We start from the raw sequence: 24592 nt of genomic DNA on the forward strand, positions 1-24592 counted from the left end.
TCGACCAAGTGGCGGAAGGGAATCCGGCCCCGACCGAGCGGTGCGCGGATCAGCCGGGCAGGACCGGCACCGCGTTCTCGCCCAGCCCCGGCACCTCACGCCAATACGGTTCGCCGCCATCCGGCGAGGTGGTGTACTCCAACACCGCACGGGAATCGGCGACGTACTGGTGCTCCGGTGACGCGACGACCGTCCGCACCGGCGGGGTCAGATTGCGGCCGGCCAGCGACGACACCGCGGAACCGTCGATCTTGACCGTCCGCACCGGGTCGACATTGCCCTCGCCGGCGATGATCAAGGTGTCATCGCTGAACCAGTCCACCGAGATCGCCGAGGAACTCAACTCCACGGCCACCTGAAGCGGCGCGGTCAACGCGTACTCGCCATCCGAGCGACGCGCCGCGACCGCCACATATACCTTGCCGTCGGCGATCAACGCCGCCCCGACACCATTGCGGGAGATCCGCAGATCGGTGATGGGCCTCCGGAACTCCTCCCCGGAGATCCCCGTTGTCGACAACTCGGCGATGTCCACATCCTGTACCGAGACATTCCCGGTACTGCGATCGGTGACGGCTCGGATCACCCGCTGACCGTCGACGACCGCCCAGGCAGCGCTCCCGTCGGTCGTCCACGACGGGGTGCTGATGCTATTGCCCTCGGCGACCGGGAAGGCGTTACCGCCGTAGCTGCCGACCATCAGGACGCGCTGCGGTTCCGGCGGTGGCCGGCCCGCATCGGCGACGCCGGCAACGAGCTGCCCGTCCGGGGACAGTGCCACCGACTGCAGGTTCCGCACCGAACCGAAATAACCCGGTGTCGGTTCGACACCCCGCTCGCCCACCCGCACCAGCGCGCCATCGCGTAATGCGTGCAGTCCGACCCGGTCGTCCGGTCGAGCCGACCCGCCGAACCCGCCGAGATCTGCCACCGTCCAACCGTTGGCAAACCGCTCGACCAGCGGATTCCCGTCGGCCAGCAGGACATACGGACCCAAGACGTCGGCGGCGGACAGAGTGAGGACGACCTGCGCGGCGAACAGCTCCCGATCCCGCTGGGACAGTCCGTCCACACCCGTGAAATCGATCCGGACCCCACCGACCCCGACACCGACACCGACCGCGTCGCCGTTGGCCTTGGTGATGGGCCCGCGCAGAGCGACCGGAGGGGCCAAGAAATTGCGCACGACCGGAGCGAGATACGACTTGGGGCCCTGAAGCAGCATGGTGAGCAGCCGCTCGGCCAGCCGGTCCTGCGGCACGGCGACCCAGCGCAGGTCCGGGACCACATCGCTGAGCGTGTCCTCCCGGATGAAGTACAGCACCTGCCGCCGATACGCCTGAGTGAAGGCATTCGATTCCACCACCACCCCGTCGGGCAGTTCGTTGATCCGCCACTCCCCGTCGATCCGGGTCATCTCGATCTTGTTCTCGATTATCCCGGCGGTGGCGTGGTAGGAACCGTCCGCGGACAGCTCGCCGACCTTCCGCGCGCGCAGCACATATACCGCCTCGTTCTCGTCACGCGATTCGCGCAGCGTATCGGCCTTTTCCACGACTATCGTGGAGGCAGAGTCGTTCCAGGTCGTCGCCGCCGCCTCGGTCATGTACTGGCGGGCGGCCACATGCCGATCCGCGGGGTCGGCACTGGTCCGGAGAAAATCCCGCAACAGCAGATCGGGATCGCGCCCGGGAATCGGCGGCGGCGGGCCCGGCGGGGTCGGCCCGGGGTTGACGGTGCCCAGGGCCTGCGGATCGGAGGACTCCGGCAAACTGGCGCATCCGGCGGCGAGCAGCAGGGCCATAACCGCGACGGTCGCCGTTCTCAGCAGCCGGAACCATCTCGGATGCCTGGGGGGCAGGGTCATGAGTGTTCGTCTCCGCGGTCGGTGCGCACCGGTTCGTCGGTATCCGACGGTACCGAGCCGGTATCGGCGGGCCCGCCGGCGGGATCGGTACCGCTCGGATCACCGGCCGCCCGCGACGACCCCGGAGCGTCCGAGTTCGTTGCCTGATCGGTCGACGCCGAGGCGGGATCACCCGCGGTGGACACCGCCGACGCCCCCGAACCGTTCGCGCCCCCGGGCCGTTCGGGTTCGGCGTCTTCGGAAACCCCGTTGCCCGGCTTCGGGGACGCGGTGGCCGAACTTGCCGGCCCGGCCGCCGCCGACGCACCCCCATTCGTCCCGCCGTCGGCGGCTCCCACGCCCGCCGGCGCCGGCCGCCGCGGCGCCTTGCGGGCGCCCGGTTCCAGCGGCAGCGGACTGACGCCCATCTTGCGCCCGCGGACCAACGGCAGGGTCAACCGGAAACTGGCGCCGATACCGGGGCGCCCCCAGGCCTCGAGCTTGCCGTCGTGCAGATTCGCGTCCTCCACACTGATCGACAGACCTAGACCGGTACCGCCCGAGCGCCGCATCCGCGACGGATCCGAACGCCAGAACCGGCTGAACACCAGCTTCTCCTCGCCGGGCCGCAAACCGACCCCTTGGTCGCGCACCACCACCGCGACCGCGTTGGCCTCGGTATCGCCGCGCATCCGGATCAGCACCGGCTTGCCCTCGCTGTGGTCGATCGCGTTGGCGAGCAGATTACGCAGAACCCGCTCTACCCGGCGCGGATCGACCTCGGCGACCACCGGTTCCTCCGGCAGATCGATGACCACCTCCACCGCGGCCTCCTTGGCCAGATGCCGCACCGTGGAGATCGCCGCACGCACGCACATCCGCACATCCAGCGATTCAACCTGCAATTCGGCCACGCCCGCGTCGTGCCGGCTGATCTCGAGCAGATCGTTGAGCAGCCCCTCGAAACGGTCCAACTCGGTGACCAGCAGTTCGGCGCTGCGTGCCAGTGCGGGATCCAGGTCGTCGCTGCTGCCGTGGATCAGGTCGGCCGCCATACGCACCGTGGTCAGCGGGGTACGCAGTTCGTGGCTGACGTCGGAAGTGAAGCGACGCTGCAGATTGCCGAACTCCTCGAGCTGGGTGATCTGGTTCGACAGGCTCTCGGCCATCTCGTTGAAGGCCTTGGCCAGCCGAGCCATATCGTCGTCGCCGCGCACCAGCATGCGTTCCTTGAGCCGGCCGTCGGCGAACCGACCCGCGATCCGCGCCGCCGAGCGGATCGGCAACACCACCTGCCGGGTGACCAGGGCCGTGATCGCCGCCAACAGCACCAACAGCACCAGCCCGCCGACCAGCATGGTGCCGCGCATCAGTGCCAGGCTGCGTTCCTCGTTGACCAACGGGAAGATCAGATAGATCTCCAGCGTCGGCACCTCGGTGCTGGGGCTGCCGATGATCAGCGCCCGACCGCTGTAACCGTCCGGTTCGTCGACCGTGGCGAACTGGTAGCTGACCTGGTTGCGCTCGACGAAACGGCGCAGTTCCTCGGGCACTTCCTGGATCGGACCGACCGCGATCGCCCGCTGCGGCGTACCGCCGACCACGCTCAGCGCCGAATCGAAACTGCCCGCCGCGCCACCGGACCGACCGGCGTCACTGCGATTGGACAGCGCGTCACGGGCATCGGCGAGCCGCTGCTGCTGACTGCTGATATCGGCCACACCGGCCAGCTGGCTTTCCACCGTATTGCGCGCCCGGTCCATTTCCTCGACCGCGGCACTGATCTTGGCGTCCAGCAAACGATCGGTGATCTGGCTCGTCAGGACGACGCCCAGGATGGTGATGACGATCAGCGACAGAGTCAGCGTCGAGACGATGACCCGCAGCTGCAGCGAGCGCCGCCAGGTCTGGCCCAGCGCATTGCCCACATTCTGGAACCATTCCCTCGCGGACGCCGATATCTCCCGCAGCTCGGCAAGGCCGGCACCCGATGTTCGACTTTCCCGGGTCCCTCCTTCGTGGACAGGCAAAGCTACCGCCTCCCGGCCCGTCGCTCAGGCCGAAGCGGATCGATCACGGCGGTCCGGCCTTGTACCCGACACCGCGGACGGTCAGCACGATCTCCGGGTTCTCCGGGTCCTTCTCGACCTTCGCGCGCAGGCGCTGGACGTGGACGTTCACCAGGCGGGTGTCGGCGGCGTGCCGGTAACCCCAGACCTGTTCGAGCAGCACCTCACGGGTGAACACCTGCCGGGGCTTGCGGGCCAGCGCCACGAGTAGGTCGAACTCGAGCGGCGTCAGTGATATCTGCGCGCCCTCCCGCGTCACCTTGTGCGCGGGCACGTCGATCACGATATCGGCGATGGTCAACAACTCGGCGGGCTCTTCCTCGGTGCGGCGCAGGCGAGCGCGCACGCGGGCGACGAGCTCCTTTGGTTTGAACGGTTTGACGATGTAATCGTCGGCCCCCGACTCCAGACCGAGCACCACGTCGACAGTGTCGGTCTTGGCGGTGAGCATCACGATGGGTACGCCGGAATCCGCGCGCAGCACCCGGCACACATCGATACCGTTCATACCGGGCAGCATCAGGTCCAGCAGCACCAGATCGGGCCGGATCTCCCGGACCGCCGACAAGGCCTGGGTGCCGTCGCCGACCACGTGCGGGTCGAAACCCTCACCGCGCAGGACGATGGTGAGCATCTCGGCGAGTGCCATATCGTCGTCGACGACCAGAATCTTCGGCTTCATGGTTACTATGTTGTCATCTCCCGGACTCAAAACGGGCCATCACGCCACACACTCGGCGCGTTCACGGATAATCCAACCTTAATCCAACAGCCGGGCGCCAGTCCGCCGACGGTCCGCACCCGGCCGCAGCAAAAACAAAGATTACGCCCACTCGGCCGAAGTGGAGGCGAGAATACGCGCACGGCGGGAACGAAGGCGAAGATTACGCCTGTTCCGCCACGACTCCGGCCAGCCGAGCGGCCAGAACACCGGGATCATCACCCGGGGAACAAACCCACCAGGGACCGAACCACGCCCGTCGGGCGAGTTCTCGATATACCGCCGCGGTGCGCTGCTGCAGACCGCCGTCACGTTCATAGGCGTCCAGCGCCCGCTCGGCGTCGAGTTCGCCCCGGCGGCGGGCGCGTTCGACCGCCACCTCGACCGGAACGTCCAGCAGCACCTGCACCCGCGGAACGGGCAACTCGAACCGCCCGAACTCCAATTCACCCACCCACGCCACAACCTCCGCGTCGGCTCCCCCGCCCAGCCGCGCCGCGTTATAGGCCGCGTTCGAAGCCACATACCGATCCAGCAGCACCAGATCATTGCCGGCCGACAACTTCGCCAGCTCGTCTCGCGCCCCCGCCCGATCCAGCGCGAACAGCAGTGCCATGCCGTTCACCGAACCGGCCAGATCCCCATGCGCTCCCCGCAGCGCCTCGGCCGCCAGATCCGCGTGCACGGACCGCCCGTACCGCGGAAACGCCAACGTCCCCACCCGCAGCCCCCGGCCTTCGAGCACCCCGCCCAGCCGATCGATCAGCGTCCGCTTACCCGCCCCATCGAGCCCCTCCACCGCCACCAGCACTCCCATGCGAGCAGCATAGCCGTGTTGACGGCGCCGCCTCCGGCGGCGCGGGGTCGGGGCGAGGCGTCCAGAAAGGCAGAGGTCACGAACCCGATGCCTCGAGATGTCCTCTTGGGGGCCGCGCCGTCGCGGCCCCGTTCGCGGCCGCGCGGAGCGCGGGCCAAATAACTCAGTAGCGGTAGTGGTCCGGTTTGTAAGGGCCCTCCGCGTCCACGCCGATGTATTCGGCCTGGTCTTTGGTCAGTTTGGTGAGGGTGCCCCCGAGTGCCACCACATGGATGCGGGCGACCTTCTCGTCCAGGTGTTTGGGCAGCCGGTACACCTCGTTGTCGTATTCGTCCGGCTTGGTCCAGAGCTCGATCTGCGCGATCACCTGGTTGGAGAAGCTGTTGGACATTACGAACGACGGGTGCCCGGTGGCGTTGCCCAGGTTCAGCAGCCGCCCTTCCGACAGCACGATGATGGATTTCCCGGAGTCACCGAATGTCCACAGATCGACCTGCGGTTTGATGTTCAACTTGGTCGCTCCGGACCGTTCGAGCCCGGCCATATCGATTTCGTTGTCGAAATGCCCGATATTGCCGAGGATGGCCTGGTCCTTCATCGCCTTCATATGGTCGAGGGTGATGATGTCCTTGTTGCCGGTGGCGGTGATGACGATATCGGCCTCGCCGATGGCCTGTTCCACGGTGACCACGTCGTAGCCGTCCATCAGCGCCTGCAGCGCGTTGATCGGGTCGATCTCGGTCACCTGTACCCGGGCGCCCTGTCCGGCGAGGGATTCCGCGCAGCCCTTGCCGACGTCACCGTAGCCGCAAATGAGCACCTTCTTGCCGCCGATCAGTACGTCCGTGCCGCGATTGATGCCGTCGATGAGCGAATGCCGGGTGCCGTATTTGTTGTCGAATTTGCTCTTGGTGACCGAGTCGTTGACATTGATCGCCGGGAACACCAGCTCGCCCGCGGCGGCGTACTGGTAGAGCCGCAGGACGCCGGTGGTGGTTTCTTCGGTGACGCCGCGTACCGATTCGGCGATCGCGCTCCATTTGCCCTTGTCGGATCGGAACCGTTCGCGCAGCAGGTTCAGGAACACGGTGTATTCGGCGGAGTGGTTCTCGTCGGGGGGCGGCACCACACCGGCCTTCTCGAACTGGGCACCGCGCAGGACGAGCATGGTGGCGTCACCACCGTCGTCGAGGATCATATTGGCGGGTTCGTCCGGCCAGGTGAGCATCTGCTCGGCCGCCCACCAGTACTCCTCCAGGGTTTCGCCCTTCCACGCGAAGACCGATACGCCCTGGGGCTCGTCGACCGTGCCGTGCGGCCCGACGACCACGGCCGCGGCGGCATGGTCCTGGGTGGAGAAGATATTGCAGGAGGCCCAGCGCACCTGTGCGCCGAGCGCGGTGAGGGTTTCGATCAGTACGGCGGTCTGCACGGTCATGTGCAGGGAGCCGGAGATGCGCGCGCCCTTCAGCGGTTGCACCTCGGCGTACTCACGCCTCAGCTCCATGAGGCCGGGCATCTCGTGCTCGGCCAACCGGATCTCCTTGCGACCGAAGTCGGCCAGCGACAGATCCGCCACCTTGTACTCGATGCCGTTGCGGACGTCGGCGGTCGGCAACATGCGGGGAAGTTCTGAGGTCGTCATCAGCGTGGGTCAGCCTTCTCTCGGTGTCGGTCTCGAGGCAAGGCTAGTCGCTGCCGGGTGGAAACGGCGCAGCACCGCTTCCACCCGGCATGGCGTCCTGTGCGGCGACCGTGCCGGCCGCCGAAAGGCACCCGGCACGGTCGCCGCGAGACCGTCCTGGGGGCCTACGCCGCGAGGCCGTAGGACCCCAGAATGCGGTCGCGTTTACCGGGCGCGATATTGGCCTTGGTGATATCGCCCTCGTAGTGTGCGAGCAGCCGCTTGTCCATGACGCGCCGCCACAGCGGCGGTATCACGGCGAGCACGATCATGCTCGCGTACCCTGCGGGCAGTTGCGGCGCCTCTTCGCAGCTGCGCAGAGTCTGGTACCGCCGGCCGGGGTTGGCGTGGTGGTCGCTGTGCCGCTGCAGGTGAAACAGGAAGATATTGGTAACCAGTCGGTCGCTATTCCAGCTGTCGCGCGGCGAGCAACGCCGGTAGCGGCCGTCGGACCGCTTCTCCCGCAGCAGGCCGTAGTGCTCGATGTAGTTGACCGTCTCCAGCAGTCCGGCGCCGATCACCGCCTGCAGCAGCAGGTACGGCAGTATGGTCCAGCCGAATGCCGCCATCAACACCCCGAACAGCGCCAGTGTCATGGACCACGCCTGGAGGAGGTGGTTGCGCGGGCTCCACCAGCCCAGTCCTTGCCGGTCCAGCCGTTCCCGTTCCAGCCGGACGGCGGAGATGAGACCGCCGTACGCGCTGCGCGGCAGGAACGCCCACAGCGATTCGCCGAGCCGCCCGCTGGCGGGGTCTTCCGGGGTGGCGACCCGGACATGGTGGCCGCGGTTGTGTTCGACGAAGAAATGTCCGTATCCCGACTGGGCCAGGGCGATCTTGGCCAGCCAGCGTTCCAGGCGCTCGACACGATGGCCGAGCTCGTGGGCGGCGTTGATGCCGATCCCGGACACCAGGCCCAGGGTGGCCGCCAACCCGATCTTGTCGACCATGCTCAGCGCGTCGCCTGCCCACAGGTATGCCGCGATGGTCAGGCCGATGAGTTGGATGGGCAGGAACAGGTATGTGCACCAGCGGTAGTAGCGATCGTTGGACAGGGTTTCGTAGTCCTCGTCCCGTGGGTTGCTGCCGTCATTGCCCACCAGCACGTCGAGCAGCGGAATCACGCCCAGCACGATGATCGGGCCGATCCACCAGAACACCTCGAGCCCGGTATGCAGCACCAGTTGGGAGGGTAACAGCGCGCAGCCCGGCGCGATGAGACCCAGCACCCACATATGGCGTTTGGGGTCGGGCGAACCCGAGTATTTGCCAACTGTTTGCACATCAACCCCTATACAAGACCCGAACTCCAGCGCCGCTCTATGATTACAGACCGTGCGCCGGCTGACCTCTTGGGATGCCGGTCACATGTGAGAACCACTCATCCCGACCGCGGGCATGGAGGAGCTCACGACCGGTCCCACCCAGCGGCAAATTCGCCGCTACGCGCCGTCGATATAACTTTCTCACAAGAATATCGCGAGACAGGATGCTCGATATTACAGTCTGCTAACTCAGCGCAATCCACGGGCGGCGAGGATGGCCGTGACAAAGGGGGTGAATACCCGCCCGAGCTCGGTGGGCGCGTCGCGGCCCGGGGCAGGGGGTGTCGGAATGTAGCTGAGCGCGAGACGGACCAGGGTATGCGCGAGCACATCGGCCTCGTCCGGGGCCGCCGCCACCCAACTGCGTTGGAAGACCAGCGAAAGCCGTTCGGTGGCGTGATCGATCAGGGGTTCGGCATCCAGGGTGATCAACCGCAGCAGATCCAGTTTCACCTCCCCGCCCACCAGCGAGCGCACCAGCGGGTCGAGGGCGGCATCCCGGAAGAAAGCGGCCAGCCCTTCCTGGAATGCGGCCGAGGCGTCGCCGGTGTGGGCCGCGATGGCGGAGTCGACATGGTCGACCAGATCGGAGGCCAGCCGCAGTGCGTATGCCTGGGCGAGACCACTGCGCGAACCGAACTCGTTGTAGAGGGTCTGCCGGCTGACCCCGGCCGCGGCGGCCACATCGCTGAGGGTGACCTTGGACCAGTCCCGGTCGAAGAGCAGTTCGCGCATGGCGTCCAGCACGGCCGTACGCAGTAGCTCCCGCGCGGCCTCCTGGTAGGGAATCCTGGCTCCGTTGCGGGACATGTACGCGACATTGGCATGGTCGCCGGCCGCAGTCAAAGCCTCACATCCGTTCGATCTCGACCATGAAGAAGTCCGATTTCGCTGCCCCACAGTCCGGACAGGTCCAATCATCGGGGATATCCTCCCACCGCGTACCGGGCGCGATACCGTCCTCCGGCCACCCCTCGGCCTCGTCGTACTCGAATCCGCACTGTAGGCACTGATACAGCTTGTACTCGGTCATCTTTCGAATCCTTCCCCGTGTTCACGGTGTATGGGCATCGGCCGTATTCGTGGTCGGTTCGCTCGAATCCGCCGGCGCCCGAAAATGTTTCAGGCGCTGTGCTCCACCGGCTCGAAGTCGACCTTCTCCCGCACCCCGCAGTCGGGGCAGCACCAGTCGTCCGGCACCGCCGACCAGGGTGTGCCCGCCGGAAATCCCTCGCGCGGCGCACCGGTCGCCTCGTCGTAGACGTACTCGCACACCGGGCACCGATACGCGTTCACGCCGCCTCCGTCGGCAAGGCGCCGTAGCGGGCCAGAATCCGTTCCCGCTTGGACTGTTGGATATTGGCACGGGTGATATCGCCGGCGTAGTGCGCGAGCACCCGTTTGTCCATCACCCGCCGCCACAGTGGCGGGAAGTAGGCGAGCAGGATCATGCTCGCGTAACCGCTGGGCAGCTCCGGCGCCTGCTCCCAACTGCGCAGGGTCTGATAACGCCGGGTCGGATAGGCATGGTGATCGCTGTGCCGCTGTAGGTGGTACAGGAAGATATTGGTCACCAGGTGGTCGCTGTTCCAGCTGTGTCTCGGCGACGGCCGCTCGTATCGGCCGCTCGCGGTGCGCTGCCGGACCAGGCCATAGTGCTCCAGGTAGTTCACCGCCTCCAGCAGGCTGAACCCGACCACCGCCTGTAACAGCAGGTACGGCAGGACCTCGAGTCCGAATATCGCGACCAGCGCGGCGAACAGCGCCACCGACAGCAGCCAGGCCGAGAGCACATCGTTGCGCAGCGTCCACGGCCCGGAGCCCAGGCGCCGCAACCGGGTGCGCTCCAGATCCCACGCCGAGCGCAGGCCGCCTCGGACGGTCCGTGGCCAGAAGGCCCAGAAGCTCTCTCCGAACCGCGCGCTCGCCGGGTCCTCGGGGGTGGCGACCCGTACGTGGTGGCCGCGGTTGTGCTCGATATAGAAGTGGCCGTAGCAGGTTTGGGCCAGTGCGATCCGCGACAGCCGGCGTTCCAGTTCCACCTTCTTGTGGCCCAGTTCGTGCGCGGTGTTGATACCGATGCCCCCGACGATTCCGACGGTGAGTGCCAGGCCGATCTTGTCGACCGTAGCCAATCCGCCGTGCACACCGAGCCAACTCAGGTCGTCGGAGCCGATCAGGTAGCAGGCCGTGATCAGAGTGGCGTATTGAAACGGCAGGTACAGGTAGGTGAGGTAGCGGTAGTACTTGTCGTTCTCGAGGGCTTGCATCACCTCGTCGGGCGGATTGGAGCCATCGGCTCCGAAGATCAGGTCCGCGATCGGGATGATCAGGTATACCAGGATCGGCCCCACCCAGTACGCCACATGCGACAGCTCATGCCGGCCGAGCGCGTTCAGGCCCCAGATGAGCGGAAGCCCGATGGTGAACAGTCCGGTCGGCGCGAACAGACCCCACAACCACATTCGTCGCTTGGGGTCTCGCCAGGTGTTCGGAGTCCCCGGGGGTACCGGTTCGGCCTTGGTAGACATCGGCGTCTCCATTCCTCACGCACGTATATGTGACGTACTTAACACTCACCTTTGACACTAGACCTGGTTACGTCTGTTTTCTAGACAAATCTATTGATTTGTAAAGCATAAATTCGCGGGTACGCATACGACGGTGTGCTTCGGGTGCGTGAGTGCCGCCCTACGCGCACTCACGGCCGGAACGCGATCTCCGGCGGCACGGCGTTACCAACCGGATACGGAAACAATGGATTTCACCGGATTCCGGAGACCGAACCGTGCCGGTCGAGGCAACGACCCGGCCCCGGAAGCGGGGACGGAGGGAGCTAGGTTTGCCGGATCAGCACATCGGCGTCCGGAGGCAGCCGGTCGACGGGCCACCAGCGCAGGTCGGTCGACTCCGCGCTGCGGACCGGCACCGCCCCGGGTGGTGCGGTGATCCGGAACAGCAGATCCAGATGACGAGTGGGGACGCCGAGCGAACAGGTGATCGGATGCGCCTGGGCCCCGTAGAGCTCCGGCTCCAGCGCCAGATCCGCGATACCGGACTCCTCGGTGGCCTCACGTAGCGCCGCGGCGGCCACCGTCGCATCGCCTTCCTCGCAGTGACCGCCGAGCTGGATCCACCGCCCGACCCGGGGATGCAGGGTCAGCAGCACCTCGCTGCCGTCGTGTGAGAACACCACCGCGGAGGCGGTGATATGACCGGCCGCGTTCTCCCGCAGACAGCCGCGCGGCGCCGAATCCAGGAAGGCGAGCAACGCCTCGCGCAACGAGGCGTCCGCCGATTCGGCCGGCCGCCATCGCCGCAACAGCTCGGTGGCCGAGGCGTGCAGCGATTCGGCGCTCACAGCTCCACCAGTCCCGGACCATCGGTTCGCGGCGGCCGAGGAGTCAGTTCCTCCATGGGATGGCCGATCGCGACGGCTCCCAGGGGACTCCAATCCGGCTCCAGCCCCAGGACTTCGCGGGTCACCTCCGGCGCGAAGATCGTCGAACCGATCCAGCAGCTGCCCAGCCCCTCGGTGGCCAGGGCGACCAGCAGCCCCTGCACCGCGGCGCCGACGGCGACCGTGAACATGGTTCGCTCGGCGGCCCGCCGGCGCTCGTCCGGATAGTCGTGCGCACCGTCGGGAACGCAGAACGGAATGATCACCTCGGGAGCGTCGAAGAGGATACGACCCCGGGCGATACGGCGTTCCACCCGGTCCGCGGTCAGGCCGTCCCCGAGGAGATCGGTCCGCCATTTCTCGGCCATGACCGTCAATAGCCGCTCGCGCAACACCCGATCGCGCACCCAGGCGAACCGCACCGGCCGCGTATGGTGCGGCGCCGGGGCGGTGAGCGCCACCGCCACCGCCTTACGCACCACCTCGGGGTCGACCGGGTCGGGGGCGAAGGAACGGACCGAGCGGCGCATGAGCACGGCCTCGCCGCGACCCCGGACGATGGCTTCGGCCGTTCCCAGCCAGAACAGATCGTCGGGGCCGCGGCGGATCAGATCGGCGGCGGACGAACTGTCGTCGGTGAGCGTCAACCCGCGCACCACCGCCACCGGGACCCCGCCCAGTTTGCCCTTCACCAATTCGGCGGCCGCGGCCAATTCGTCGGCGAGGGCCACCTGCGTCACCTGCAGTTCGTTACCCTGCCCGTCCACGGCGCCCGCATAGTCGTGCAGAACCGGCAGCCCGGCCGCGCCGATGGCGACATCGGTCTGACCGTTGCGCCAGGCACGACCCATGGTGTCGGTGACGACCACCGCGAGGTCCACCCCGAGCCGGGCGGCCAGCGCCGAGCGCAGTCCCTTGGCACTGGTATCGGGATCGCTCGGCAGCAGAACCAGCTCTGTCCGTTCGACATTCGAACCGTCCACACCCGCGGCGGCCTGCACGAGACCCAGCCGGTTCTCGGTGATCAGGGTGCGCCCGCGCCGAGCCACCACTCGGACCGACTCCTGCTCCACCAGGGCCCGGCGAGCGGCGTCACGCTGCTCCGGACCCGTTGGGGCGGCTACGATTCGACCCTCCACCTTGGACACGATCTTGCTGGTGACCACCAGGATGTCGCCGTCGGCCAGCCACGGCGCGCGGGCGGCGATATGGTCGGCCAGATCGTCGCCCGGGCGGAATTCGGGCAGGCCGGTGATCGGCAGAACGCGCAGTTCGGCTGCGGCGTGGTCGATGGGGCTCATGGTTTCACTCCGGCGAGTTCCAATGCGGCACGTACCATTTCGGCGGTTGTCGGCGGATCCGTCATCAGCAGGGGCACACTGCGCACCTCGACGCCGGGCACCTCGGCGGTATCGGTGGTGTGGACCAACCAGCCGTCCAGAATGCCGGTGGTCGAACGGGCCCCATAGTGCCGGCCGACCGCTTCGGCCGTGCTTTCGACCCCGATCACCGACAGACATTCGTCGGCCATACCGCGCAGGGGTTTACCGTCGATCATCGGCGACACCCCGATAACCGGCGCCGAAGTGGTGCGTAGGGCGCCGCGGATTCCGGGTACGGCGAGAATCGCGCCGATGCTCACTACGGGGTTCGACGGAGCCAGCAGCACCACATCTGCGGCGCTTATGATTTCGATCACATTTGGCCCCGGTTTGGCTTCATCCGCCCCAATTGTGGCGAATCCATGAGTATGCACTTGTGCGCGGTAACGAACCCACCACTCCTGGAAATGGATCGCGCGTCGTTCGCCAGGGTCGTCGCTATCGCCGATAACGACATGCGTTTCGCATCGGTCGTCGGTTGCCGGGAGGAGTTTCACACCCGGCCGCCAGCGTTTGCAGAGCGCTTCGGTGACCGCCGAGAGCGGATAGCCGGCGCGCAACATTTCGGTCCGAACCAGGTGGGTGGCGATATCCCGATCGCCCAGCCCGAACCAGTCGGGCCGGGCCCGGTATTTCGCCAACTCCTCCTTGGCGTGCCAGGTCTCGCCCACCCGGCCCCAGCCGCGCTCCGGATCTATTCCACCGCCCAGCGTATACATGCAGGTATCGAGGTCGGGGCAGATTCTGAGGCCGTGCATCCACACGTCGTCGCCGACGTTGACGATGGCCGCAACATCCGCTTCGGGGAGCAGTTCCCGGACGCCCAGCAGGAACCGCGCGCCGCCGACTCCGCCGACCAGAACGGCGATGCGGGGCCGGCCGGCGGGTGTGATGTCCGCTTGTTGTGAAGTCACATCCGCACAGCCTAAGCGGAGCACGAAATTGTGTGCTTCTCGCTACATTTGCTGCCTATTTGCTATAGCCGGTACAAGATCAGCACGTAAAGCGCCGCCGGATAGTAACGGAATAGTGACGGCGGCTTGACCATCGATACGTGCGGCGTGTCTAATCACTGACATGTCATTCCGGACCGCGCGGAAGTGCACGGCGCGTATGGAAGTTCGAACGGATGTTCGCATCGGAATGACAGGCTCGGGGAAGTCCGCGAGACAACGTCGCGGAGTTGTGCCGTCGGTATGCGGTGTCGGTCCGACGGAAAGAATCATTCTGCGCTAACACACAGTGAGGAGGCGGAGCGATGGTCAATGAACTGGCCCCGACCGGTATGCCGGGCGGCGTATCGCAGACCGATTCCGCAGCAGGCGCAGCACGTGGCGTCTGCGCTGGCGGCAGTTGGACCGATCACGAGTTGAGCGAGCACGATTCGACGCCCCGGCTCAGCCTGATCGTGACCGACTTCGACGAGATATTCGAGTCGATCGAAGAGCAGTGGCAGGAACGCGCGCTATGCGCGCAAACCGATCCCGAGGCCTTCTTCCCCGAAAAGGGTGGTTCGACCCGCGAGGCCAAACGGATCTGCATGGGCTGCGAGGTCCGCACCGAGTGCCTGGAATACGCACTCGCCAATGATGAACGCTTCGGTATCTGGGGCGGCCTGTCCGAACGGGAACGGCGCCGCCTGAAGCGGGGTATCGGCTGATAGTCGGGGCCCGCCGTCCGGCAGGGCCCCGACCGGCGCCGCCTTTGGCGGCACCGTCGAACACGGCTAACGTTCGAGTCATGGCACGTTCCCGCAATCGCCGCCCGCCGACCACCCGGTCGGTGACCCGCCGTGGACGCGGAGTACGCGGCCCTATGCTCCCGCCGACCGTGCCCGCTTGGCGCACCCGCGGCCAGAAGTTCGACCGTCTGGTGTTGGAGGCCTTCGCCCCGCTGGACACCCGCTGGCACGACCGGCTCACCAAGCTCGACATCGCCGTCGACGACGTGCCTAAAATCCGCCCCCTGCATCCTGATTCGGTCACCTGGCCGGACGAGGTGGTGGCCGACGGGCCCGTACCGCTGTCCCGCCTCATCCCGGCCGGAGTCGACCGACACGGTGCCCCCATCCGCGCCCGGGTGGTGCTCTTCCGCAAACCTCTGGAACTACGGGCGGGCGATCCCGACGATCTGGTGGAACTGCTGCGCGAGGTCCTGGTCCAGCAGATCGCCACATACCTCGGCGTCGATCCGGACGTCATCGATCCCGAACCGGAGTAGTGCCGGACCGCGTCACCACCGCGGTCCGGCACCACTCGCCTCGGCATCCAGGACCGTCCACCGCGCGGCCTTCATCCCGAACCGCCTCCCTTCCGGTCCACACTCGCGCCGGCCAGTCGGCACCGCCGCCGGATGCCCCGTACCGGTGTCCACCCCGCCCGGCCCGGGTCACCTCCGGCTCGTCTCCGAGCCCTCACATCGGTCCCTTCGCGCGCCGCGGGAACCCCTCCAGCGCAAATGCGGCCCGAATCACACCCCGACGCGCCGAACATAACGGACTAGTTGAGCGTGTCCGGCAGACTCCGGGCGGCCGATGAGGTTACGCTCATCGGCGTGCTTCCCATGCGTCGTTGCTGCCGTCCCGGCTGCAAGAATCCGGCCGTCGCGACGCTCACCTATGTCTACTCGGACTCGACCGCTGTGGTGGGCCCGCTGGCGACGGTGGCCGAACCACACTCCTGGGATCTGTGCGGAACCCACGCCTCCCGGATCACCGCCCCCAAGGGGTGGGACATGGTCCGGCACGAGGGCGGTTTCTCCACCAATCCCGACGACGACGATCTGACCGCCCTCGCCGAGGCCGTCCGCGAGGCCGGACTGCGCCGCAGGCCGCCGGAACACGATCAACGCGGCTACCGCGACCATCACTCGCCGCCCCCGCGCACCACCCGCACCGGCCGCACCGGTCGGCGCGGACACCTGCGGGTGCTCCCGGACCCGCCCGGCTGACGGCAGGGCGCGGTGCGCGGCGACCGGTCCCACCTCACCCGTGGACGATGGCGTCTCCACGCCACCGTCCGGGCGACCGTGACCGCCACCGTCCACGCCGCCACCGAGGGCCGCGCGATCACGGGCACCCGTGCCCGAGGGCCTGTCGGCGCCCGCACCCGGGGGCATTAGGGTGTGAACCATGACAGTCGCCCGCTCTGCCGATTTCGTCAACGCGGTGATCAAGGCCTATGACATCCGTGGCGTGGTCGGCGATCAGATCGACACCGAATTCGTCCGCGATGTGGGGGCGTCGTTCGCGCGGGCGATGCGGACCGAGAACGCGCGACGGATCGTCATCGGACACGATATGCGCACCTCGTCCCCGGAACTGGCCGCCGCGTTCGCCGACGGCGTGCTCGCCCAGGGGCTGGATGTGGTGCATATCGGACTGGCCTCCACCGACCAGCTGTACTTCGCCTCCGGCCGACTGGACTGTCCCGGCGCCATGTTCACCGCCAGCCACAACCCGGCCCGCTACAACGGCATCAAACTCTGCCGCGCCAAGGCACTGCCGGTCGGTCAGGAGACAGGCCTGGCCACCATCGCCGCCGAGATGATCGCGGGCGTTCCGGACCACGACGGCCCGCCCGGCACCGCCACCGAGCTCGACCTGCTCGACGAGTACGCGGACTTCCTGCGCGAACTGGTCGACCTGGGCGGCATGCGGCCGTTGACCATCGCGGTGGACGCGGGCAACGGCATGGGCGGTCACACCGTGCCGGCCGTCCTCGGCGCCCTGCCGCAGGTAACCCTCGTGCCGCTGTACTTCGAGCTGGACGGCAGCTTTCCCAACCACGAGGCCAATCCGCTGGACCCGAAGAACCTGGTCGACCTGCAACACCTGGTCCGCGACTCCGGCGCCGATATCGGCCTGGCCTTCGACGGCGACGCCGACCGCTGCTTCGTGGTGGACGAGCGCGGCGAGCCGGTCTCCCCGTCGGCCATCACCGCCCTGGTCGCCGCCCGCGAACTGGCCAAGGAGCCGGGAGCGGTGATCATCCACAACCTGATCACCTCCCGCTCGGTGCCGGAGCTGGTGAGCCGGCTCGGCGGCACCCCGGTGCGCACCCGGGTCGGGCATTCGTTCATCAAACAGCAGATGGCCACCACCGGTGCCGTGTTCGGCGGAGAGCATTCGGCGCACTACTACTTCCGCGACTTCTGGGGCGCCGACTCCGGCATGCTGGCCGCCCTGCACGTCCTGGCGGCACTCGGCGAGACCGAACAGCCGATCTCGGAGCTGATGGCCTCCTACTCCGGTTACGCGGCCTCGGGCGAGATCAACTCGACCGTCGCCGACGCCGCGGGACGGACCGCCGCCGTGCTGGACGCGTTCGGCGGCCGGGCCGTCTCGGTGGACCGATTGGACGGCGTCACGGTGCAGTTGCCCGACCACGCCTGGTTCAATCTGCGCGCGTCCAACACCGAACCGCTGCTGCGACTCAATGTCGAAGCCCGCTCTCAGGAGGAAGTAGACGCACTCGTGACCGAGATCCTGGGCATCGTCCGCGCCTGACTGGAATAGTGGAATCACAGACAGTGAATTCGCCCGATCCGGGCTCGGTGTGGACGCTCCGGGCGGCGGCGGGACGAGACCGAAAACAGCGCGATGAGGGGAGGTGGGACGCCCGATGATCGCTGGGACACCGGTGCTCGACCTGGACGATGCCGCATCGCTGGAAGCTGCGGACAGCGGGGGCGCCCTGCGCTCGGCCGCGTCCGGCGGCGCTCAGGTGCGTGCCACCGCCGCGACCGTCGCGGAGGAGGCGCTGGACCGACTGACCGGTCTGCGACCACGCAGCCTGCTCATGGTCTCCGGAGCGGGCCGCGCCCGACGCGCCGCGGCTCTGCTGGTGGCCGCGCTGGGTGACCGTGCCGGGCTGCCCCTGGTCCCGGTCACCGCCATCCCGCCGTGGGCCGGCCCACTGGACGTGGTGCTGGTGGCGGGCGACGACGCGGGCGATCCGCGGCTCATCGACGCGATCGACCGCGCCCAGCGTCGCGGCGCCGAAGTCGTGGTAGCGGCGCCGGCGGAAGGACCGCTGCGCGCGGCGGCCGCCGGTCGAGCGGCGCTGCTGGAACCGCGGGTGCCGGTGTTGGAGCACAACCGGATGCTGCGCTTCCTCGCCGTCGGTATCGCGGTCCTGCACGCCATCGACCCGAGCCGCAGCGGTGCCCTGCTGCCCCAATTGAACGCCCTGGCCGACGTCCTGGATGCCGAAGCCCTGCGCGACGGACCACAGCACGAGGTCTTCCACAATCCGGCCAAGACCCTGGCCGCCCGGATGCAGCAGCGGGAACTGGTGCTGGCCGGCGACACCAACGCCACAACCGAACTGGCCACCCACGCCGCCGAGGTGCTGCTGCAATCGGCGGGGCGTATCGCGACCGCGGTGGATCTGACCGTCGCGGTGACATCGCTGCCCCGGTTCCTCGCCGCGGGCGCGGCCACACCCGACTACGACCCGCTATTCCACGACGAAGAACTCGACGGACCGCCGCCGGTGAACCGGATGCGGGTGTTCCTGTTCAGTGCCGATACGGACGAGGTCGCCACCCGCCGCAAACTCGCCGTCTTCGGCGGCGCCGGGGCGGGCCTGGTGGACGCCGACCTCCTCACCGCCGACCCGGCCGAGGCCGATACGGCCGGGCTACCGCAAGAACTGCCGCCACCGGGAGCGCCGCTGCCGCCCGACCGGGACCCCGCGGCGGCACCGGCGAACGGGCGAACCGTGAGTGAACTGGAACGACTCGCTGTACTGGCATTGCGTGTGGAGATGGCGGCCGCCTATCTCCGGCTGATCGGCGGGCAACCGGCCGCGGACGGGACGAACAGCTACGACGGGGGACGCTACTAGTGCACGAACTCGTTGGTGCACTGCGCTCGTATGCCTGGGGCTCGCGCACCGCGCTCGCCGAACTGTGTGGCCGGCCCGTACCTTCGGCACATCCCGAGGCGGAGCTGTGGTTCGGGGCCCACCCGGCCGATCCCGCGCATATCCGCACCGACAACGGCACCCGCTCCCTGCTCGAGGTGGTATCCGACGATCCCGCCCGCGAGCTCGGCCCGGCCGCAACGGAATTCGACGGCAGGCTGCCCTTCCTGCTGAAACTCCTCGCCGCCGAGGAGCCGTTGTCACTGCAGGCGCATCCGAGCCTGCAGCAGGCACAGGCCGGTTTCGAACGGGAGAACCAGGCCGGGGTGCCACTGGACTCGCCCCAGCGCAACTATCGCGACGAGAACCACAAACCGGAACTGGTGGTGGCGCTGGACCGCTTCGAGGCGCTGGCCGGTTTCCGGACCCCGCGGCACACCGTCGAACTGCTGCGCGCGTTGGCGGTGCCCGAACTCGCCTCGTATGCGGACCTGCTCGCCGCCCAACCCGATTCGGACGGGCTGCGGACCCTGTTCACGACCTGGATCACCTTGCCACAGAATGTGCTGTCCACGCTGCTGCCGGCCACGCTCGACGGATGTGTGCGCTATCTGTCCGGCCCCGACCGCACCTTCGCCGCCGAGGCGCGCACCGCGCTGGAACTGGCCGAGGCCTATCCGGGTGATGCCGGGGTGCTGGCGGCACTGCTGCTGAACCGGCTCACCTTGCAACCGGGACAGGGTCTGTTCCTGGCAGCGGGGAACCTGCACGCCTATCTGCGCGGACTCGCCGTGGAGATCATGGCCAACTCCGACAATGTGCTGCGCGGCGGGCTCACCCCCAAACATGTCGATGTGCCGGAACTGCTGCGAGTACTCGATTTCGAACCGATCGACCTGCCGCTGGTGCTGCCCGAACCCGCGGGCGACGGGTCGGTGCGCTATCGCACGCCCGCACCGGAATTCGCGCTGCGGCGCTTCGACCTGATCGAGGGGTCGGGCCAGGTGCCGCTCACCGAGGCCGGTCCCGGAATCGTGCTCTGCTCATCCGGTACGGTGCGACTGCGGCGCGACGGATCGGAACTGGTACTCGGGCGGGGCGCCGCCGCCTGGGTCTCGGCCGCCGATACCGATATCAGAGCACAGGCGGTGGACGGCCCCGCCCAGCTCTTCTGCGCCTGCGTGGGGGGCTGTGTTTGATGGCGCCGCCTTCGGCGGCGCGGGTCGGGGCCCTCGTGACCCCGGCTCTTTCCTCCCTCCGCGAATCCGCTGACGCGAATTCGCTCCTGACGGTCCGGACTCCGAATACCCCGGTGAGGCGTCCGAAGAGGTATCGGCCCGTGACCTGACGATCCGGGCGCTGTCTCTGCGGACCGGTACGGCGTCGTCACGGTCGGTTCCGGCCCTGGTTGTCACAGTGGGGCGTTCGTGAAGGTTTGGATGCCGACTCCCAGGGCGGGGCACGCGGCCTCATGGTCCCGGTCTTCTCACCCCATGACGTCGCTATGGCGCGGTCGTGGTCGATCCGGACCGGGCACATCGGGATGAGGGTCGTGAGGGGTGGAGTGTTCGCGCTTCGTGGGCGGTCGGTCGGGGTCCGTGGTCGGGCTCGGGAGCCGGTGTGAAGCGGCGTATTCGAGAGGGCTCGAATAGTCTGTCTCGGGGCTGTCCCGGTTCTCGCGGGTACAGGGCTTTCCGGGTACCGCGATACGGCGGGAGCACATCGGATAGAGGAAGGTGGGCCGGATGTCGGCTGGTGGAGGTAAGAAGGCGATCCTCGCCGCGTTGTCGGCGAACGCGGGAATCGCCGCAGCGAAGTTCGTGGGCGCGGCGATCACCGGTTCGGCGTCGATGCTGGCCGAGGGCGTGCACTCGGTGGCCGATACCGCCAACCAGGGACTGCTGCTGTTCGGACAGAACCGTGCCGAACAGGAAGCCACCGCATTGCACCCGTTCGGATACGGCCGCAGCCGGTACTTCTACTCGTTCGTGGTGGCGCTGGTGCTGTTCACCCTGGGGTCGGTGTACGCGCTGTACGAGGGCATCCACAAGGTCCGACACCCGGAGGATCTGTCCTCGCCGATCGTGGCCGTCGTCATCCTGTTCATCGCCATCGGCCTGGAGTCCTTCAGTTTCGTCACCGCGCTCAGGGAATCGCGGCCGCTCAAGGGCCGCGCGAGCTGGTGGCGGTTCATTCGCCACTCGCGTAGCCCGGAGCTGCCGGTGGTGCTGCTGGAAGACACCGGTGCGCTGATCGGTCTGGTTCTGGCCCTGCTCGGTGTCGGATTGACCACGATTACCGGTGACGCGGTCTGGGACGGTATGGGCACCCTGGCCATCGGCGTCCTGCTCGGCGTGATCGCCATCGTGCTGATCATCGAGATGCAGAGTCTGCTCATCGGTGAGGGCGCGACCCCCGACGAGGACAAGGCGATCCGCGCGAACCTGGTGGACGGTGACCGGATAGACCGCGTCATCCACCTCAAGACCCAATACCTCGGGCCGGAGGAACTGCTCGTCGCGGCCAAGGTGGGTGTGGCGCCCGGTCTCGATATCGCCACCATCGCCTCGGCCATCGACGAAGCGGAGAGCCGTATCCGCACCGCCGTGCCCGCCGCACGGATCATCTATCTGGAACCGGACCTGTACCGGGAGACCGCGGCTACAAGCTGACCGCGGCGGCCACAACCGGCGCGTGCCGGCCCAGCTCGGCCGGTATGCGCTCGTAACCGTGCAGGATGTAGGATCGGCGGCGCCGCGGAGTTTCGGTCAGGCGCAGATCCGGGAACCGTTCGAACAGGGCGCGCAGGGCGTGAGCACCTTCCATCCGCGCCAGGCTCGCCCCCAGACAGACGTGGATCCCGCTGCTGAAGGCCAGATGGTCTTTCGCGTTCTCCCGGTCGATATCGAAGCGATCGGGTTCGGGAAAGACCGCGGGATCGCGGTTCGCACCCGCCAGTGACAGGATGATCATCGACCCCTTGCGCAGCCACACACCCCCGATCTCCACATCGGTCAGGGCGATCCGACCGGTGGCCTGCACTGGGGCGTCGAACCGAAGTATCTCCTCCACGGCGTTCGGCCACCGCTCGGGTTCGGCGCGCAGCCGCTCCAACCGGTCGGGGTGGGCGAGCAGTGCGACGATGCCCTTGCCGATGAGATTGACGGTCGTTTCGAAGCCCGCGCCCATCAGGAGGGACGCACCGGCGAGGAGTTCCTCGGTGGACAGATTGCCCCCGGTGACCATGCTGCTGAGAATGTCCTCGCCGGGTTCGGCGCGCAGTCGCTCGATATGGTCGAGTAGGTAGCCGTTCACCTTTTCCGAGGAACGCATGGCCCGCTGGTGGGTCCGCCAGGGGATCCCGAAGTCCAGCAGCGGGCTGATATCGTCACCCCAGCGCAGGAACATCTGCCGGTCCCGGTCGGGGAACCCCAGCATCTCGGAGATGATGGCGATCGGCACCTGGGCCGCGAAATCCGCGACCAGATCCGCGCGACCGTTTTCGGGCAGCGCGGCGAGCAGTTCGTCGGTGACCGTGACAACTCGCTCCCGCAGCCTGCCGATGGCCCGCGGGGTGAATGCCGAAGCGACCGGTTTGCGCAGCCGGGTGTGCTCGGGTGGGTCGACCATCAGCATCGAGGGGGGATCGACCGGATTCGGCGGGATCGGGAAACGGCGGCCGAGCCGTCGCAGCGGCTCCGGAACGCGGACGGTCGACGGTAACCCCACCCCGAACCGATCGTCGCGCAGGATTTCCCGGCACAACGCGTGGTCGAGGGTCACCCAGGTAGGGGCCAACCGATGTATTCCGCCTTCGCCGCGAAGCCGCTCGATCAGCGGATACGGATCGGCTATTCCCTCGGGGCTGCCGATGAGGCGGGGGAACGGATCGCCTCGGCGGATCCCGGCGTCGAGCACCGCCCGGATGATGCCGTGATAGTTGATCCAGCGAAACAGATACTGCGGCTTCATATCCCACCACTCCGTTGTGTTACGCCCACCACATCTGCACGTAACCACCACGGTACGGCCCCACTGAAACCGGGGAAACCTGCCCGGGGCGGAGCCGGGAACCTACCGTGGTAGGAGAAGCCGGCAGCGACGACCGCCGATCACGCGGCGGAACCGACCCCCTCCCGGCCCTCGGATCCCTCCTGCTCGGATACGGCTCGCAGTTCGTGTTCGTCGACCATGGTCTGTTCGTCGAACGGCAGCTTCCGATCCAGCACATCGCGGACCTGTCGCGGGTCCAGCGTCCTGGTCCAGGTGCCGATGAGCACGGCCGCCACGGCGTTGCCCGAGAAATTGGTGAGCGCGCGGGCCTCGGACATGAACCGGTCGATACCGACGATCAGGCCGACACCGTCGAGCAGCTCCGGCCGATGACTCTGCAGGCCGCCGGCCAGGGTTGCCAGGCCTGCACCCGTCACCCCCGCCGCGCCCTTGGACGCCACGATCATGAACAGCAGCAGGCCGATCTGTTCCGCCAGGGCCGGCGGCCGGCCCATGGCGTCGGCGATGAAGATCGATGCCATGGTCAGGTAGATGGCGGTGCCGTCCAGATTGAAGGAGTAACCGGTCGGTACGACGACGCCGACCGTGGTGCGCTCGACACCCAGATGCTCCATTTTCGCGATCAGCCGCGGCAGCGCCGACTCCGAGGAGGAGGTGGCCACGATCAGCAGGTATTCGCGCGCCAGGTAGCGGCACAGCTTGAAGATCGACACCCGGGCGACCAGGCGCAGCAGCACCCCGAGCACACCGAAGACGAACAGCAGGCAGGTCAGGTAGAACGCGACCATCAGCGTCGCCAACTGCACCACGGCGTCCAGGCCGGTCCGGCCGACCACATTGGCGATGGCGCCGAACGCGCCGACCGGAGCCAGCCACAGGATCATCACCAGAATCCGGAAGACCAGTTTCTGCAGCAGGGCGACACCGCGCAGGATCGGCTCCCCCGCCGAACCCATCGCCTGGACCGCGAAACCGACCAGCAGCGCTACGAACAGTGCCTGCAGCACGCTGCCCGCGGTGAGGGAAGACACCAGGGTGGTCGGGACGATGCCGTGGATGAAATCCCAGGTGCCGCCCGCGCTGTGCGCCTCGTCCGCGTATTCGGCCCCCTGTCCCGCGGCGTCGGCGATATCCATCCCCGTACCGGGGTCCAGCAGGTTGCCGACCAGCAGGCCGATACCGAGCGCGACCGTCGACATCGCCAGGAAGTAGCCGACGGCCAGTCCACCGACCTTGCCCACGGTTGCGGCCGCACGCACCGAGCCGATACCCAGGACGATCGTGCAGAAGATCACCGGCGCGATCATCATCTTGATCAGGTCCACGAACATCGTGCCCAGCGGGGCCAGCGCTTGGCCCGTACCCGGTGCCAGCCGGCCGACCAGGACACCGGCCACGACGGCGACGACAACCGCCGGATACAGCCAGTGCGTGCGATCGTGCCGTGTTCGCGTCGAGTCCGTCATA

At 67.6% G+C, this 24592-nt stretch carries 22 protein-coding genes; 7 read left to right on the top strand and 15 right to left on the bottom strand.

Going from position 1 to position 24592, the window contains the following annotated elements:
* Positions 1 to 49 precede the first annotated feature (49 nt).
* From lpqB to cofD, 13 genes are all read right to left on the bottom strand, one after another.
* On the bottom strand, positions 50 to 1867 hold the full coding sequence (gene lpqB, locus ON20_RS19780) for an MtrAB system accessory lipoprotein LpqB (RefSeq protein WP_083865073.1): 1818 nt from the start codon (positions 1865 to 1867) through the stop codon (positions 50 to 52).
* The gene (mtrB, locus tag ON20_RS19785; protein ID WP_040837782.1) at positions 1864 to 3816 is read right to left on the bottom strand and encodes an MtrAB system histidine kinase MtrB; all 1953 of its coding nucleotides are present in this window, start codon (positions 3814 to 3816) and stop codon (positions 1864 to 1866) included. The genes lpqB and mtrB overlap by 4 nt, the downstream gene beginning before the upstream one ends.
* A gap of 103 nt (positions 3817 to 3919) precedes the next feature.
* Positions 3920 to 4597, bottom strand: a complete 678-nt coding sequence (gene mtrA, locus ON20_RS19790) for an MtrAB system response regulator MtrA (protein WP_040837514.1) — start codon at positions 4595 to 4597, stop codon at positions 3920 to 3922.
* Positions 4598 to 4799: 202 nt separating this feature from the next.
* Positions 4800 to 5453, bottom strand: coding sequence for a dTMP kinase (locus ON20_RS19795; RefSeq protein ID WP_040837515.1), 654 nt, complete (start codon positions 5451 to 5453; stop codon positions 4800 to 4802).
* A gap of 163 nt (positions 5454 to 5616) precedes the next feature.
* Positions 5617 to 7098, bottom strand: coding sequence for an adenosylhomocysteinase (gene ahcY, locus ON20_RS19800; protein ID WP_040837516.1), 1482 nt, complete (start codon positions 7096 to 7098; stop codon positions 5617 to 5619).
* A 164-nt stretch (positions 7099 to 7262) separates the two neighbouring features.
* Complete coding sequence (locus ON20_RS19805) at positions 7263 to 8372, bottom strand: alkane 1-monooxygenase (RefSeq protein ID WP_083865075.1); 1110 nt, start codon at positions 8370 to 8372, stop codon at positions 7263 to 7265.
* Positions 8373 to 8651: 279 nt separating this feature from the next.
* Positions 8652 to 9272 (bottom strand): TetR/AcrR family transcriptional regulator, encoded by a 621-nt coding sequence (locus tag ON20_RS19810; RefSeq protein ID WP_040837783.1) that lies wholly within the window; start codon positions 9270 to 9272, stop codon positions 8652 to 8654.
* A gap of 40 nt (positions 9273 to 9312) precedes the next feature.
* The gene (locus ON20_RS19815) at positions 9313 to 9495 is read right to left on the bottom strand and encodes a rubredoxin (RefSeq protein WP_040837519.1); all 183 of its coding nucleotides are present in this window, start codon (positions 9493 to 9495) and stop codon (positions 9313 to 9315) included.
* Between the two features lie 89 nt (positions 9496 to 9584).
* Positions 9585 to 9758 (bottom strand): rubredoxin, encoded by a 174-nt coding sequence (locus ON20_RS19820; RefSeq protein WP_040837520.1) that lies wholly within the window; start codon positions 9756 to 9758, stop codon positions 9585 to 9587.
* Positions 9755 to 10993, bottom strand: a complete 1239-nt coding sequence (locus ON20_RS19825; RefSeq protein WP_040837784.1) for an alkane 1-monooxygenase — start codon at positions 10991 to 10993, stop codon at positions 9755 to 9757. The genes ON20_RS19820 and ON20_RS19825 overlap by 4 nt, the downstream gene beginning before the upstream one ends.
* Before the next feature lie 305 nt (positions 10994 to 11298).
* The gene (locus ON20_RS19830) at positions 11299 to 11823 is read right to left on the bottom strand and encodes an NUDIX hydrolase (RefSeq protein WP_040837522.1); all 525 of its coding nucleotides are present in this window, start codon (positions 11821 to 11823) and stop codon (positions 11299 to 11301) included.
* Entirely contained in the window at positions 11820 to 13163 is a 1344-nt protein-coding gene (locus ON20_RS19835) for a coenzyme F420-0:L-glutamate ligase (protein ID WP_040837523.1), read from the bottom strand. Before ON20_RS19835 ends, ON20_RS19830 begins: the two co-directional genes overlap by 4 nt.
* Complete coding sequence (gene cofD, locus ON20_RS19840) at positions 13160 to 14158, bottom strand: 2-phospho-L-lactate transferase (RefSeq protein WP_051162881.1); 999 nt, start codon at positions 14156 to 14158, stop codon at positions 13160 to 13162. The genes ON20_RS19835 and cofD overlap by 4 nt, the downstream gene beginning before the upstream one ends.
* 488 nt (positions 14159 to 14646) lie before the next feature.
* Here cofD and ON20_RS19845 point away from each other — a divergent pair, with 488 nt between their 5' ends.
* The 7 genes from ON20_RS19845 (at position 14647) to ON20_RS19875 (ending at position 21783) form a co-directional block, all read left to right on the top strand.
* Complete coding sequence (locus tag ON20_RS19845) at positions 14647 to 14904, top strand: WhiB family transcriptional regulator (protein WP_169332364.1); 258 nt, start codon at positions 14647 to 14649, stop codon at positions 14902 to 14904.
* An 80-nt stretch (positions 14905 to 14984) separates the two neighbouring features.
* A complete protein-coding gene (locus tag ON20_RS19850) occupies positions 14985 to 15464 on the top strand; it encodes a metallopeptidase family protein (protein ID WP_169332360.1) in 480 nt (159 codons plus the stop codon).
* 342 nt (positions 15465 to 15806) lie between these two features.
* The gene (locus tag ON20_RS19855; protein ID WP_040837529.1) at positions 15807 to 16193 is read left to right on the top strand and encodes a DUF3499 domain-containing protein; all 387 of its coding nucleotides are present in this window, start codon (positions 15807 to 15809) and stop codon (positions 16191 to 16193) included.
* A gap of 181 nt (positions 16194 to 16374) precedes the next feature.
* On the top strand, positions 16375 to 17751 hold the full coding sequence (locus tag ON20_RS19860) for a phosphomannomutase/phosphoglucomutase (RefSeq protein WP_040837530.1): 1377 nt from the start codon (positions 16375 to 16377) through the stop codon (positions 17749 to 17751).
* Between the two features lie 115 nt (positions 17752 to 17866).
* The gene (locus ON20_RS19865; protein WP_040837532.1) at positions 17867 to 19093 is read left to right on the top strand and encodes a hypothetical protein; all 1227 of its coding nucleotides are present in this window, start codon (positions 17867 to 17869) and stop codon (positions 19091 to 19093) included.
* Positions 19093 to 20310, top strand: coding sequence for a mannose-6-phosphate isomerase, class I (manA, locus tag ON20_RS19870; RefSeq protein WP_040837534.1), 1218 nt, complete (start codon positions 19093 to 19095; stop codon positions 20308 to 20310). Before ON20_RS19865 ends, manA begins: the two co-directional genes overlap by 1 nt.
* 546 nt (positions 20311 to 20856) lie before the next feature.
* Positions 20857 to 21783 carry a cation diffusion facilitator family transporter gene (locus tag ON20_RS19875; protein WP_040837537.1) on the top strand — a complete coding sequence of 309 codons (927 nt, stop codon included), beginning with the start codon at positions 20857 to 20859 and terminating at the stop codon, positions 21781 to 21783.
* Here ON20_RS19875 and ON20_RS19880 read toward each other — a convergent pair.
* Both ON20_RS19880 and ON20_RS19885 read right to left on the bottom strand, forming a co-directional pair.
* Positions 21773 to 23083, bottom strand: coding sequence for a cytochrome P450 (locus ON20_RS19880; RefSeq protein ID WP_040837538.1), 1311 nt, complete (start codon positions 23081 to 23083; stop codon positions 21773 to 21775). The two genes, ON20_RS19875 and ON20_RS19880, sit on opposite strands and share 11 nt — an antisense overlap.
* Before the next feature lie 140 nt (positions 23084 to 23223).
* Positions 23224 to 24591 (bottom strand): cation:dicarboxylate symporter family transporter, encoded by a 1368-nt coding sequence (locus ON20_RS19885; protein ID WP_051162950.1) that lies wholly within the window; start codon positions 24589 to 24591, stop codon positions 23224 to 23226.
* Between the last annotated feature and the right edge of the window lies 1 nt (position 24592).

It is taken from the genome of Nocardia brevicatena NBRC 12119 (genome assembly GCF_000308495.1).
GTDB lineage: Bacteria > Actinomycetota > Actinomycetes > Mycobacteriales > Mycobacteriaceae > Nocardia > Nocardia brevicatena.

Coding starts and splice junctions, on each gene's coding strand:
- lpqB (WP_083865073.1), bottom strand. CDS start 1,867: ATGACCCTGCCCCCCAGGCATCCGAGATGGTTCCGGCTGCTGAGAACG.
- mtrA (WP_040837514.1), bottom strand. CDS start 4,597: ATGAAGCCGAAGATTCTGGTCGTCGACGACGATATGGCACTCGCCGAG.
- ON20_RS19795 (WP_040837515.1), bottom strand. CDS start 5,453: ATGGGAGTGCTGGTGGCGGTGGAGGGGCTCGATGGGGCGGGTAAGCGG.
- ahcY (WP_040837516.1), bottom strand. CDS start 7,098: ATGACGACCTCAGAACTTCCCCGCATGTTGCCGACCGCCGACGTCCGC.
- ON20_RS19805 (WP_083865075.1), bottom strand. CDS start 8,372: ATGTGGGTGCTGGGTCTCATCGCGCCGGGCTGCGCGCTGTTACCCTCC.
- ON20_RS19810 (WP_040837783.1), bottom strand. CDS start 9,272: ATGTCCCGCAACGGAGCCAGGATTCCCTACCAGGAGGCCGCGCGGGAG.
- ON20_RS19815 (WP_040837519.1), bottom strand. CDS start 9,495: ATGACCGAGTACAAGCTGTATCAGTGCCTACAGTGCGGATTCGAGTAC.
- ON20_RS19825 (WP_040837784.1), bottom strand. CDS start 10,993: ATGTCTACCAAGGCCGAACCGGTACCCCCGGGGACTCCGAACACCTGG.
- ON20_RS19835 (WP_040837523.1), bottom strand. CDS start 13,163: ATGAGCCCCATCGACCACGCCGCAGCCGAACTGCGCGTTCTGCCGATC.
- ON20_RS19850 (WP_169332360.1), top strand. CDS start 14,985: ATGGCACGTTCCCGCAATCGCCGCCCGCCGACCACCCGGTCGGTGACC.
- ON20_RS19855 (WP_040837529.1), top strand. CDS start 15,807: ATGCGTCGTTGCTGCCGTCCCGGCTGCAAGAATCCGGCCGTCGCGACG.
- ON20_RS19860 (WP_040837530.1), top strand. CDS start 16,375: ATGACAGTCGCCCGCTCTGCCGATTTCGTCAACGCGGTGATCAAGGCC.
- ON20_RS19865 (WP_040837532.1), top strand. CDS start 17,867: ATGATCGCTGGGACACCGGTGCTCGACCTGGACGATGCCGCATCGCTG.
- ON20_RS19875 (WP_040837537.1), top strand. CDS start 20,857: ATGTCGGCTGGTGGAGGTAAGAAGGCGATCCTCGCCGCGTTGTCGGCG.
- ON20_RS19880 (WP_040837538.1), bottom strand. CDS start 23,083: ATGAAGCCGCAGTATCTGTTTCGCTGGATCAACTATCACGGCATCATC.
- ON20_RS19885 (WP_051162950.1), bottom strand. CDS start 24,591: ATGACGGACTCGACGCGAACACGGCACGATCGCACGCACTGGCTGTAT.